The organism is Neobacillus niacini (assembly GCF_019749295.1).
Classification (GTDB): Bacteria; Bacillota; Bacilli; order Bacillales; family Cytobacillaceae; genus Neobacillus; species Neobacillus niacini_D.
Window position 1 is genome coordinate 74,239 of record NZ_JACWFG010000015.1, and the last position, 13,140, is coordinate 87,378.

A 13,140-nucleotide genomic window follows, 5' to 3' on the forward strand; every position below is an offset into this window, starting at 1 on the left:
TATGCAGCCTGTCCCCGATACTCCAGTGGGGACAGGTAGTTTAATTTTGCCTTCAACTTGTACAACGACTTGCGGCTCCAACTCCTTTCGATTTCCTGGTACTTTTTTGAGATTTCCAATTGAGTTTCTAATTGTTTATTTTTTAATTTCAATTGGTCTAACTCACTTAGTTCCTCTGTCCCTTTACCATAGGTATATTGTTTTCCTACTTGTTGAGAAAACCGGTAGGTTTTGCCCCGTTCTAAACCATTTCATCCATGTCTTAATTTGAGACTTATGTTTAATACCCAGCTGCTCCATAATTTCTTTGTTCGACTTTCCGGCTTGCTTCAACTTAATTACTTCCCACTTAATTTCTTCTGGGTAATGTACTCTTGTGCCCATATAAAAACACCCCCTGAATCATATTGTAATAATATGATTCAGGGGGTGTTTTTTCCTTGTCTCATTTATCTGGGTCTCTTCACTTACTTGCACAGGGGGATTTTTTTTCTTAGATTTTTCCGCAATTTTCAAAGTTCAAATTTTTCATGTGCAGTCTAATTTTGATGAGAACATTTTTTTCTCATCCCTGAAGGTATTTTGAAGCTATTAAAATAGGCTTTTGTATCAGTAGCAATACCCACCCATTGTTCATATTTTGTGGGGAAGGTAATGCAGTGTATTTACCTATTTATAAGTTTGTTCTTTGCCCATTTCAAGTAGCTGCGGCCCTTTATATATATAAGGAGGTAATAAAAATGAATGATTTCCAAAGTCAACTCCAGGGGTTAAGTCTTGGAGACTTCCAAGCGACACAGGCAGTTCCTTTTGACCCAAGCATGTACTATACTGATCCAAATCGATTTGGTGGTTTTGGCGGTATCGGTGGTATCGGTGGTATTGGTGGTATCGGTGGTATTGGTGGTATTGGCGGTATTGGTCGATGTTTTAGTTGCTTTAGTTGTTTTAACTGCTTTAATTGTTTCAACTGCTTTAATTGTCATAATTGCGGAGGTCATCGCTGTGGAGGTCACAATTGTGGTGGCGGTCATCGTTGCGGAGGACATAATTGTGGAGGCGGTCATCGTTGTGGCGGCGGTGGAGGCCACCGTTGCGGCGGTAGATAGATTTCGACTTTTCAAAAAAACTCAACTTTTAAATGGACAGAAGAAGAGCCCCTGCAATTTTTGTAGGGGCTCTTCTCTTATAACAATTAACATAAGGGACAAATTGCGGTACATAGGATGATAGTGATGATAAATATAAATGAAGAAAGCTTTGGCTAAGGAGGAGCGAAATGACAAATATGAACCCTTCTATGCGTCTGAAGGTGAAAAGGGACACGTTTTTTCTCCCTGATCCAAACAGCGGTGTGTATTTTCGGAACAACGTAAGCTCATTTCGTATGGAAGGCAGTATGATCGATCAATGGGTTGAAAAGCTGATTCCAATGTTTAACGGCGAGTACACCTTGGAGTATATAACAAACGGATTGCCTATTCCATACCGAGATAGAGTATTTGAAATAGCAGAAGCACTCTATCGAAATGGGTTTGTACGAGATGTAAGCCAAGACCGTTCGCATTTATTGAAGGAACAGGTTCTTAAAAAGTATGCTTCACAAATTGAATTTGTGGATAATTTGCTTGATTCAGGTGGGTTCCGTTTTCAGACCTATCGTCAAGCGAAAGTATTAGCAGTAGGCTCTGGTCCTTTTTTTGTGTCGTTGGCTGCGTCATTACTTGATTCCGGATTGCCCAACTTCCAAATGCTGATCACTGACAGTGATCAGACCAATAGACAGCGGTTGATGGAACTCGTGGCACATGCCCATAAAACAGACTCTGATGTGGAGATTGAGGAGGTCACTTTAAAAAATGAGGGGGAAAATTATTGGGAGGAAATAGTGAAGCCGTTTGATTATATATTATATGTTTCAGAAAAGGGTAATGTAGAGGAACTCCAACTTCTACATAGGGTTAGCAAGGAAGAGAAGAAAGTGTTTCTTCCTGCTATCTGTATAGAGCAGGCAGGTTTAGCGGGGCCGATTGTGCATCCGGACTCAGAAGTGTGCTGGGAGTCCGCATGGCGTCGTATCCACCAATCCGCTCTCGTTAAAAACCAGGAAATTCCAACTCCCTCTGCTACACCCGTTGCAATGCTGGCAAATGTTATCGTATTTGAGCTGTTCAAAGAAGTTACGGGCGTGTCCGAAAGGGTACAAAAAAACCAATTCTTTCTTCTAGATTTAGAAACGTTAGAAGGAAACTGGCATTCGTTCATCCCTCATCCACTGGTGACTGGACAAACATCATCTAAATTGGTTGAAGATATAGATATGCGACTAGCACAAGGAACGGAAAGAGGAGATAACGGTAAATTACTTCTATCCTTTAACCAATTGACATCTAGGGTAACGGGAATTTTTCACAATTGGGAGGAGGGTGATTTAAAGCAGCTTCCGTTAGCTCAGTGCCGAGTTCAGCCAGTTAACCCATTGGCATATAAGCCAGCTGACCTATTGGATGATATCGTCTGTACAGGTCTGACACATGAGGACGCAAGAAGGGAAGCGGGGTTGTCCGGTATCGAAAGGTATGTAACACAACTAGCCGGATCGCTCGACCTGCCTCGGGAAATTGTGGTGGGAGCAGGTGAAACATTCGCGGAAGGTGTTTGCCGGGGATTACAAAGATTATTGGATGAGGAGTTACTAAAACAAAGCCTTGAAGAGGAGTATACCGTCGTCCCAGTGCAGTTAAGTACGGTAAAAGATAAATGCTGTCAGTTTTACTTGCAGTCACTGACGACTTCTTTACGGGGAGCTCCAACTATAGGCATTGGCGAGGAAGTCTCTGGGTTCCCGGTTGTATGGGTTGGTACCAATAACGGATGGTATGGCAGTGTAGATTTGAATATCACACTGGCTTTAAGAAATGCGCTGCAGCAGGCCATTTTCAATGTGCAAAATGAAGAAGCATTCGTTATGGTACGATCCTTGGAGGTTTCGTCCATGACTCTCGATAAAAAAGTGCCGCTAAGTGTTGAAATTCCTGCGTGTGAAGAGAGAATAAAACCCGAGAACTTGCTGGCAGCTATGGAAATCTTGGAAGGGAACGGGAAGCAGTTGTTTGTATATGAACTAGAACTAGAACCTTTTTTGAAAGAGGGCTTGGCAGGGATCTTTGGAGTATTGGTTCAAGAGGAGGGATTAACGTGAGCGCTGTCATGTTGGTTGTAGGAGAAGGGCTGCTGGCAGACCACATGTGTAAGGACCTTTCATCTCAATATTTGGTATTTCGCCAAACCGATTTCGGGGCCATCGTACCGGGAAGTATTGACTTGGCATTAGTTTTACATGATGCATGGAATCCCGCTGTTCATCAAAAAGCTGAAGAGGTGTTTCAACGAACCAATACACCTTGGCTGAGAGGTTTTGTTTCTTTTGGAGAAGGTGTAATAGGACCTCTTGTTCGCCCGGGTACGCCCGGGTGTTCTCAATGTGCAGATATGAGGCGTATTATGACAGGACACGACCGAAAAGAGATGTGGGCAATACAAAAGAGGCTTGAGTTAGAAGGAGGAATGCGGCAGGATCCTTTGGCCGCACGTACGAGTCTTTTTCACTTGGGGCACCTAGTACTGGCGGAGGTCCAAAGATTTATCAGAGGTGATCAGTCACAATCTGAAGAAAAGGTATGTTTTATCAATTTGAAAACATTGAATAGTTCCTGGCATAGGTTTCTGCCTGTCCCCTTGTGTCAGGTTTGTAGACCATTACCTGATGATACACCTGAGATGGCTCGAATTTCTCTGAAGAAAAGTCCGAAGGTTACCAGCGACAGTTATCGCAGCCGTTCGTTAGAAGACCTGAATGAGGTTCTCGCTAATGATTATCTTGATCAACGCACTGGTCTTTTGACTGATAAAATGGTTAACCTCGTGCACACATTTGCTGATGTAAGTGTCAATCTGCCTTTATTCGAGGGGGACGAACGAACAGCAGGCCGTACAAACTCTTTCGCGGTTAGTGAATTAACGGCCATTTTAGAAGGGTTGGAGCGGTACTGTGGACTTGAGCCTCGCGGAAAACGGACCGTGGTTCACGACAGTTATAATCATTTGAAAAATCAAGCACTTAATCCGACCGAGGTTGGTGTGCACGCAAAAGAACAGTATGAGAGACCTGGTTTTCCATTTGAAGAATTTGATCCAGATCGCCCAATTGACTGGGTTTGGGGATATTCGTTTTTGCAAGATCGTCCGATTCTGGTTCCAGAGCTGCTTGCCTATTATAGTTTGGGCTGTGGATCACGAGGATTTGTCTATGAAACTTCCAATGGATGTGCCTTGGGAGGAAGTCTAGAAGAAGCTATTTTCTACGGTATTTTGGAAGTGGTCGAACGTGATTCGTTCCTTATGACTTGGTACGCTCAGATGTCCCTCCCGCGTCTGGACCCGGAATCCATTGAAGACCAGGAGCTTCAGTTAATGATAGAACGGATGCGTGCAGTTGCTGAATATGATCTATATTTGTATAACTCTACGCTGGAGCATGGAATTCCAAGTATTTTAGCCATAGCAAAAAACAGAAAAGAGAAAGGGATGAATCTTATCTGCGCGGCAGGATCTCATTTGGACCCAGTACGGGCAGTAAAAACGGCGGTTCACGAATTAGCTGGTATGATGCTGTCTTTGGATGAGAAATTAGAGGCGAACCAGGAAGAATATGTAAGAATGCTGCATAATTCTACCTTGGTGCAACAAATGGATGATCATGGAATGCTTTACGGTTTGCCGCAAGCAGAAGAGCGCCTGCAGTTTTTGCTGGACGATCATCGTCCATTGCGATCATTTAACGAGGAATTCAAGTGGCAGGCAACACATTTAGATCTTACCGATGATCTGCAGGATATTATTCAAGTGTTTCGTAAATTAAGTCTCGATGTCATTGTGGTTGACCAGACGACACCGGAAACGGGGCGAAACGGACTATATTGTGTAAAAGTGCTAATTCCGGGAATGCTGCCAATGACATTCGGACATCACCTTACCCGCGTAACTGGGCTGGATAGGGTATTCAAGGTCCCTATGGAACTTGGATATACGAAAGAACCGCTGACACCTGAACAGCTTAATCCGCATCCGCATCCCTTTCCATAAGCGCATCACTAGGAGGACCTGAGTATGATTCTAGAGGAGTTTCTGCACAACTTGCATTTTGACATTGATAAGGCAAGCATAGCTAATTGGGAAGTGGATTGGGAGGATAAACCACTTCCTTATAAACTATATCGCGGATTGCCTGTGTTCCCATTATCCCTAGAAGTACCACTGACACCTGAAGACCTGAAGAGACCCCTTATGCCAGACCTGCGTCAAATCGGTCATTTTCTTTGGTATGTTTACGGCCTTACTCAAGTTAGCCAATCTGTCTTAAGTTTGGATGCTACAGACCATTCAGACGTCATGGATTTGTACAGACGGTTTGCTCCTTCAGGTGGAGCGCTGTATCCAAATGAATTATACGTTTATTTAAAAATCGAGAATTTGCCAATAGGGGTATATCATTATGATGTGGCACACCATCGCTTAGTATTGCTGCGAGAAGGAAATTTTGATTCCTATATTGCCAGGGCTCTTGGTAATCGTTGTGACATTTCAGCATGTTTTGGGACGGTTTTTGTATCGACGATGTTTTGGAAAAACTTTTTTAAATACAATAACTTTTCCTACCGTCTGCAGGGATTGGATGCAGGTGTGTTGATGGGACAGTTGTTGGAAGTATCGAAAGTGTTTGGCTTCGAAACGGGGGTATACTTCCAATTTCTTGATCGGGCCATAAATCATTTGCTTGGGCTGTCTGAAAGCGAGGAGACCGTCTATTCGATCATCCCTCTATCGGTAGAACCTACCATATGGTCAGCTAATGGGAGCGAAAGAGACAGGATCGTTTCTGCAGCAGAGATATGCCAAGAATTGACACAGATTCAACCAGACCACTACGTCCGGTCACAGAAAATTAAAGAGTATCCGATGTTAACGAAGGTAAATGAAGCGTCCATGCTGGATTCTACAACTTTGTTTACCGTAATCGAGGCAAAGGAGAATAGTAGTTGTGAGGGTCAAACAGTAGCTCTGCCATTTGCCGAGAGGTTGTCCTATGATTTGGGTTCTGTTTGTCGAAAGCGATTTTCTCCAGATATGGATTTCACTTTAGGAAAGGTAAGTCAAATTGAATTGGCAAACCTGTTACATGAGGCAATGGAGTCCTTTCTATATCGAAATGATTTGGTTGCTGCGCATGAGAGGCATGAGCCACGTGTCTCACTTAATGTCTGTTTATATAATGTTGAAGGAATTCCTAATGGTGCTTACCACTATGACAGCACTGCTCATGCATTACATCAGGTTCAACCAGGGGATCATCGACTCCTGCTGCAATCTGGTATGTCGTTAAATAATGTGAATTTGCTCCAAGTGCCACTGTGCATACATGTTACAGGAGATAAGGATTACTATAAAAACGCACTCGGATACAGAGGCTACCGCATCCAACAAATGGAGGCAGGAATGCTGCTGCAGCGATTACTTTTATTGGCAGCAGCCAGTGGAATGGGGGGGCATCCGCTCCTTGGGTATGATTCCAACCTGTGTGATGAACTTTACAAGTTGGCCCCGCAAGAAAAAACCAGCTTAATCCAAATTCCAATCGGTCCCTACCGAAACCGCCCATGGTTAATGGGAGGAATGCGTAGTTAATAGCTTTACTAGATTAAAGGAGGGTGATTTTACTATTACTCTCCTTTTGTCTGCTTGCATAGGAATTAATCCCCATGTTATCAATAATTGAGTAGGTACCTAGATTTGTTTTATTATATGTCTATTTAAAAATTTTTTTATTGCTTTAAAGTTGTAACAATTATTTGTAATATGAGAGTTAAGGAGAAATTACAGAATCCGATATACATAAGGGAAGTGAATGTAATATGTTTAAAATTTGGAATATTGAGAAGATTATTGAAGATACACTAGAAATGCACCATTTAGATATTAACTATGAAATTAATAATAAACTCCCTGTACCCATGAGTTATAACGTATCGACAACCACGATAAAATTTAATTACCTTCAAGTTAACGGGTATATAAGTAAAATTAGAATAAAAGAGACAGATGAAAACCTTGTAAAAATTATGCTTTACCATGTGATAGGATATTACATAGATTTTAAGAAAAACAAACATGATTTAAGAACGCTCAAGTATGGTGAGGACGACGAAATCGCAATGCTTAAAACAACCATAGAAACGAATGCTTGGGAATATGGGCGAACATTGGTCCCTGAGCCACTTTTACAGTCTTATGATCAGGTGCGCGAATTAGATAAAGAATTAATAAACGGTCGATTAACAAACATATAATGCTACATTTTTCCTTACGGTTAAGAGATAGCTAGAGGGTTTTAGAATATTGATAACATACAAGTACGGAGGAGGTTCTTATGGATGGACCATTTCCCACCCCTTATTAAAATCTCAGAGGACATTTATCAGCTGGTTGTTCGGTATCCGTTTGGAATGTTTGAAATGAATAGTTTTCTATTTAAAGGAGAAAACGGATTTACAATAGTGGATACAGGCAGTGAATCGAAAGAATCAATCGAACTTTGGGAGAAAACAGTATCATCGGGAATGAAAATTGAAAAATTAGTATTAACACATGCCCATCCAGATCATATTGGTCTTGCCGGATGGTTTCAGGAAACTCACCACGTTCCGGTCTTTATATCAAGTTTAGGCTATAAAGAAATCAATAATAGACGGAAAAATGAGAGGCCAAATTGGATTCACAGCTTTTTAAAGTCACACGGTAGTCCTGAAATTCATCCAAACTTGGGGAATTCAGAAGCCGCGGCCTTTGAATTTGAACCGGATGGATTATTTGAAAACCAGCAAAGTATTATGCTAGGAAACGAGACCTATGAAACCATTTGGACTCCTGGTCATTCATTCGATCATTTCTGTTTTTATAATCAGAATCAGCAGGTGATGTTGACAGGAGATCATGTTTTAGCTGGACTTTCTCCAATTGTAGCTCTTTGGTCAGAGAAGGACGAGAATCCAATAAAGGATAATTATGCTTCTCTTGAAAAATTAAAAGCTTATTCTACCAAACTAGCTCTCCCAGGTCATGGTGAACTCATTTACGACCTGAACGATCGGATAGAAGAAATGATAAAGAGTCACACCTTTCGCTTACACCAAATCTTAGATTTTGTTGGAGAAAGTGAAAAAACATCGTGGCAAGTTTGTCAGGAAATCTATGGTGCATTAGGATTCCCGAAATTTTTTGCACCATTAATGGCAACTATTGCCCGGCTTGTGTACCTTGAAAAGAGCGGTGAGGTCCAAAGTGAGATGAAAAACGGAAAGTGGCATTATAAATCTATCAAGTTGTAATCTGTGGGACATTAACTTGATAAAAAAAACAAGTTCCTAAGCTTGATGCAAGGGGACTTGTTTATTTTTAAAATTCCTATATTATTACCTGTAACCATTAGAAACAGCCTCTGTTCTGGTGGTAGTTTGAAAAAGTAACTGTATGTTGACAAAGAATAAGACACATACTTACCATATGGTTATTAATGTATTTTTTGCATATATTATAGTGTTTTTTGAAAGAATCAGGAGGAATACATAATGCGTAATGAAGAATATGAAGTATTGCTGAGAAAAACAGTTGAGGTTGCTCCGGAATGGATGATAAATGATATTCAGGATATTCTGAATAAAGATGGTTCACATGCTGGGGTTAGTTATGTCATTTCTCAACTTCACGAACGATATACGTTCAGCCTCAAACATATATTGTCGGCTATCAACTTTTCAGATGAATGGGCAAAGGTTTCAAGAGAACGCCTTAGTTTTATTGATAATAATATCGATGTTATTGTTGCTTTGTATCATGATATGAAAGCCAAACGGTGAAAAACGTCTAACCATATAAAATTTCTATAAAAAGGAACTGCTGCAGTTCCTTTTTCTTATGCTCTAGCAAATATTTGTGTAACTTATGCCAACCTTATTACCAGAATTTCCACCATTTCTGTTGTCGGGTTGCTGCAATTTGATTTCGTGTTTCTTCAAACATCCTATTACTGCCTTCTAGTAGTTCCTCAGTATGTTCTACTTTTTTCAGAATTTGATTTATTTTTTCTTCTAAGTAGGCCTCCCGAACAGCTTTTTCCTTCAAGAGTTTAATTAAATCTTGGTTGATTTGCTCTAAATGTTCCATACGCTCTAACAATTCATCACCATTACGATCGTGTGCAACTCTATGATCAGACTCAGATTGGTCCGTTTCTTCCTCCACGGGAGATACTTGGATATTTTCTTCAGAAATCCACGTCATGACGGCTTGTGCTGAAAGTTCCAATGTCATTCCCTCTTGCTTAATGAATTCAATGAGTTTACGGAGAGTGATAAGATCATGATCAGCATAGCTTCTGTGGCCTCTATGATTTCGTTGAATGAGATAGCCATGACCTTCTAGGAGAGTCGCATATTTGCGTAATGTATTACTATCCATTCCAAGTCGTTCTTGTACTTCCCCTGGTGAATATATTTTCGTCATCCCATTACACCTCCGCTATAACATGTCTATATAAACTCATTATATACAAGAGATTTTTAAGAATTTGTCGAACCAACAGAATCTCACACATTTGTAATTAGACTGTTAACTGCTTGAGACATCTAGTAATAAATTAATCATACAAAAACTCTGAAACACTGAGCTAAGGCTTTTAAAGAGAAGAAAACAGTTTATTAAATAAAAGAATGTAAACGTTTTTACTATCATTAACGTATTAACTAATAGGTATGCTATTATAAATAAATGAAATTGAGAGAATGGAGATGGTGCTATTGAAAATTAATTCATTAATCGCCAACAATATCAACAAAATAGATGCCTTCATACCTGTAGATAAATCATTAGGAATTGCGGGTTTATCTGGGTCTGGTAAAACAACCTTTTGTCAAACAATTGGGGAAGAAGCCAAGAAGCGTCTGGTTTCCTTATTGCCGAAGGCTGAGTATCAATATCTATTTTCCAACATCATGGAAACGAACTTCAGTGCCATCAAGATGGAAGACATGCCATTAGTGCTTTTTCTCGGAAAATCATCCATTTCCTCCAATCCACGATCCACCATTGGAACACATACTGGCGTTTTTAAGGAGATTCGTGAAACACTTGCAGAAAAATTTCATCTTTCTCCAGAAGTATTTTCATTTAATAATGCATTAGGCTGGTGTCCTGATTGTAAAGGACGCGGAACAACCAAAAATGTCGAATGCCCCAAGTGTAAGGGCAGGCGTTTTAGTCAAGAAGTAGAGCAATATATGCTTGAATTATTCGATCAACCACATAGTATTTCCGATATCAACAACTTAAGCGTTGAATCTATTCTATCATTAGCAGAAGATTTAAATATCAGCGAAGGAAAAATACATATTCTCAAAAATATTGCCAATATGAATATTGGTTACTTAACCTTAAATCGGATTATGGGCACGTTGTCAGGGGGGGAAATAACTCGCCTGTACCTGGCAGAATTCATGGCTGCAAGTGAAAATACGGTTATTATTATCGATGAAATCTCCGTAGGCCTTGATCATCACACATTACTCAAGATCTTAGAACAGATTAGAAAATTGGGTTTTAAGAATCAAATTTGGCTTATTGATCATTCTGACACGGTGCTAGATGCGACGGATAATCAAGTGTTCTTTGGACCTGGGAGCGGTAAATATGGCGGGAAAATAGTAGAAGAATCACCGCGTCCACAACCAATTCTATGGGAACGAAATCCATCAAAGCCGACAGAGTTTTACCAATTTAAAGACCTGTACTGCCGTAATATTCAAATCAAGGAAATTCAGATCCCTAAAAACAGACTTGTTACCTTTACGGGTGAATCAGGAAGTGGTAAATCTACACTGGTTAATGAGTGTATCGCTAAAGATTTCGTGAAACGGTATCCAAAAGACAAATTGGTAATCGTGGGACAGGATCGAAACCAATCGATTACCAGTCGATCAACACTTGCAACCTTTCTTGATATTAAAAGAAAACTAACAAAATACAGTGAAGAGATTGGTGATATTTTTCAAAGGTCCATTGAAGATATCATTCATGAGCTGCCAAATGAAGACATAGCTCATAAACGATTGAGCCTTTTAATAAAACTCGGTCTCGGCTATTTAACATTAGAAAGAAAGACTCAAACTCTATCAACGGGTGAATTTCAATGTGTTCACTTGGTTTCTGAGCTGTTTGCAAACATTAGGAATCCACATACACTGTTTATTTTTGACGAGCCTTCAAAAGGTTTATCACAAAATATCTTAAACCAGTTCATCGATAGTGTTCGTGTCATTCTTGAGGATGAATCAGTATCCATCATGATGATTGAACACAATGCTTATATGCTAGAAAGCTCTGATTTTATCGTAGATTTTGGACCGAGGCAGATAGAACCGGTTCAGTACCTAAATGTCTTAAGTCATGAAGATTATTATCGTCAAAAAAACAGTGAAGATCATGCCGCTCCTGTACAAATATCGTCGAAGCTTACTCTGCAAAACGGCATTCACTATGTAGAAGAAAATCAAATTGCCACTTTTAAAAATGCCGAAAACGTCTATAAGGGCGGTATCTTAAAAAGCTTATCATCCATGGCTCGATTGATATATGGTGAGTACGAATCGGATACGATTGCTCCTGTCATTGCGATTGACCTTGAAAGACATTTGTATAGTCAATATAGTTTTCTTTATGAAATTGGCGGTTTGATTAACCATATTATAGCTAGTAATCCAACCAATAAAGACACTAGAAGCTTTGATTTTTACCATCAAGATAATCATTGCCCTTGCTGTTCTGGCCGTCGGATAATTGATAGGTTTGACTTTGATGTTGTCATCCAAGATAAAAGTGTTCCTTTCTGGGATGGATTACTGCATCCAGACGTAATGGAGGTATTAAAATGGTACCAATATCCAAAGATACAATTCTTATTTGATGAGATCAAGAATGAACTTGGTCAGGATATCAGTAAAAGCTATAACGAGATGACTGAAGCAGAAAAGCATACTTTTTTATATGGGTATTGGGAAAAGTCATTTTATGATAAAGCCGGAAAGGCTTCGCGTACGTGGGAAGGCTTTAATCTTATTCTTAGTCGTTACATGTTTATCTCTAAATCGATTATTAAGGAGCAGATGAAGGAATCGAAAGAATTGATTACCTGTCCCGTCTGTCAAGGAACCGTGCTAAACCATCATAAGAAACTGAAATTTGGCGATAATGATATTCGCGAGATTATTCACATGCCACTGAATAAGGTCATCGAAACAGCAGGGGAATTACCAGAACTTGAAAAAATAAAGTCGATTGTTGGCGGGGAAATGGTGCTCACGGAAGATGTCTCATTACTTCCTAGGGAAACACAAGTTGCTTTAAAATTGCTTGAACTAGAACTATCCAGTTTCGTCGGCTATGAAGTGGTTTTACAAAATGCCTTACCATTTTGGGATCAAATAAAAAACAATATCGAAGCCATTAGCAGCAAGAATCTAGTGACCATTTGTGATTTTCCCAATATTACCGAAACACGTGAAATGATTATTGATAAATATTTCACCAATGGAAAATACAAAAAGCTCACGTATGTCTATGAAGCGTTCGGTTACAAAAAGATTGTTACTCAAATTAATAAAATTAAAGCAGCTCATAAATGTCCATTCTGTAATGGGAAAAAGGTCATTTCTGAAGATAATCTTCATGATGGAGTTCATAAACTTTCTGTTCCATGTGTAAGTTGTCACGCCAGCGGCATTAATGATGAAGGCCGTAAGGAAATCGTCGAAGGAATTGATGTCCAAACCTGGCTTACTGGAACCGTAAGAGATGTTGTTGCTGAAAATCTACGAACCGAAGAGGTTGCAGACATTCCTATTTTCAATCGGATTCGCGAGTTGAATAAACGCGATATGAAGGCCGTTTATCAAGCACTTGAGCAAAATAATTAAATGGTAGAAATAACGCATTTGCAATACATAATTGCAAGTGCGTTATTTTGGTAAAGTA

At 39.8% G+C, this 13,140-nt stretch carries 9 protein-coding genes and 1 pseudogene; 8 read left to right on the forward strand and 2 right to left on the reverse strand.

Features of this window, described 5'->3' with window-relative positions; genetic code table 11:
* Positions 1 to 60: 60 nt before the first annotated feature.
* Positions 61 to 384: pseudogene (locus H0184_RS27775) on the reverse strand (helix-turn-helix domain-containing protein); the annotation flags it as partial.
* 356 nt (positions 385 to 740) lie between these two features.
* Here H0184_RS27775 and H0184_RS20290 point away from each other — a divergent pair.
* From H0184_RS20290 to H0184_RS20320, 7 genes are all read left to right on the forward strand, one after another.
* Positions 741 to 1,109: a heterocycloanthracin/sonorensin family bacteriocin gene (locus tag H0184_RS20290; protein ID WP_221827846.1), complete on the forward strand. Its 369-nt coding sequence runs from the start codon at positions 741 to 743 to the stop codon at positions 1,107 to 1,109.
* 170 nt (positions 1,110 to 1,279) lie between these two features.
* A complete protein-coding gene (locus H0184_RS20295) occupies positions 1,280 to 3,202 on the forward strand; it encodes a putative thiazole-containing bacteriocin maturation protein (RefSeq protein WP_221827847.1) in 1,923 nt (640 codons plus the stop codon).
* Positions 3,199 to 5,145: a TOMM precursor leader peptide-binding protein gene (locus tag H0184_RS20300; RefSeq protein WP_221827848.1), complete on the forward strand. Its 1,947-nt coding sequence runs from the start codon at positions 3,199 to 3,201 to the stop codon at positions 5,143 to 5,145. Before H0184_RS20295 ends, H0184_RS20300 begins: the two co-directional genes overlap by 4 nt.
* A 24-nt stretch (positions 5,146 to 5,169) precedes the next feature.
* Entirely contained in the window at positions 5,170 to 6,744 is a 1,575-nt protein-coding gene (locus H0184_RS20305; protein WP_221827849.1) for a SagB family peptide dehydrogenase, read from the forward strand.
* 227 nt (positions 6,745 to 6,971) lie between these two features.
* Entirely contained in the window at positions 6,972 to 7,406 is a 435-nt protein-coding gene (locus H0184_RS20310; RefSeq protein ID WP_221827850.1) for a hypothetical protein, read from the forward strand.
* Positions 7,407 to 7,490: 84 nt separating this feature from the next.
* The gene (locus H0184_RS20315; RefSeq protein ID WP_221827851.1) at positions 7,491 to 8,444 is read left to right on the forward strand and encodes an MBL fold metallo-hydrolase; all 954 of its coding nucleotides are present in this window, start codon (positions 7,491 to 7,493) and stop codon (positions 8,442 to 8,444) included.
* Positions 8,445 to 8,684: 240 nt separating this feature from the next.
* Entirely contained in the window at positions 8,685 to 8,972 is a 288-nt protein-coding gene (locus tag H0184_RS20320) for a hypothetical protein (protein ID WP_221827852.1), read from the forward strand.
* Between the two features lie 97 nt (positions 8,973 to 9,069).
* On the opposite strand, the gene H0184_RS20325 is transcribed toward H0184_RS20320, so the two are convergent.
* A complete protein-coding gene (locus H0184_RS20325) occupies positions 9,070 to 9,618 on the reverse strand; it encodes a MerR family transcriptional regulator (protein WP_221827853.1) in 549 nt (182 codons plus the stop codon).
* Positions 9,619 to 9,911: 293 nt separating this feature from the next.
* Here H0184_RS20325 and H0184_RS20330 point away from each other — a divergent pair, with 293 nt between their 5' ends.
* Positions 9,912 to 13,082: an ATP-binding cassette domain-containing protein gene (locus tag H0184_RS20330; RefSeq protein ID WP_221827854.1), complete on the forward strand. Its 3,171-nt coding sequence runs from the start codon at positions 9,912 to 9,914 to the stop codon at positions 13,080 to 13,082.
* Positions 13,083 to 13,140: the final 58 nt, after the last annotated feature.

Bases quoted from the DNA above. Each gene is read 5' to 3' on its own strand.
- H0184_RS20310 (WP_221827850.1), top strand. From the start codon at position 6,972: ATGTTTAAAATTTGGAATATTGAGAAGATTATTGAAGATACACTAGAA.
- H0184_RS20305 (WP_221827849.1), top strand. From the start codon at position 5,170: ATGATTCTAGAGGAGTTTCTGCACAACTTGCATTTTGACATTGATAAG.
- H0184_RS20315 (WP_221827851.1), top strand. From the start codon at position 7,491: ATGGACCATTTCCCACCCCTTATTAAAATCTCAGAGGACATTTATCAG.
- H0184_RS20325 (WP_221827853.1), bottom strand. From the start codon at position 9,618: ATGACGAAAATATATTCACCAGGGGAAGTACAAGAACGACTTGGAATG.
- H0184_RS20290 (WP_221827846.1), top strand. From the start codon at position 741: ATGAATGATTTCCAAAGTCAACTCCAGGGGTTAAGTCTTGGAGACTTC.
- H0184_RS20320 (WP_221827852.1), top strand. From the start codon at position 8,685: ATGCGTAATGAAGAATATGAAGTATTGCTGAGAAAAACAGTTGAGGTT.
- H0184_RS20295 (WP_221827847.1), top strand. From the start codon at position 1,280: ATGACAAATATGAACCCTTCTATGCGTCTGAAGGTGAAAAGGGACACG.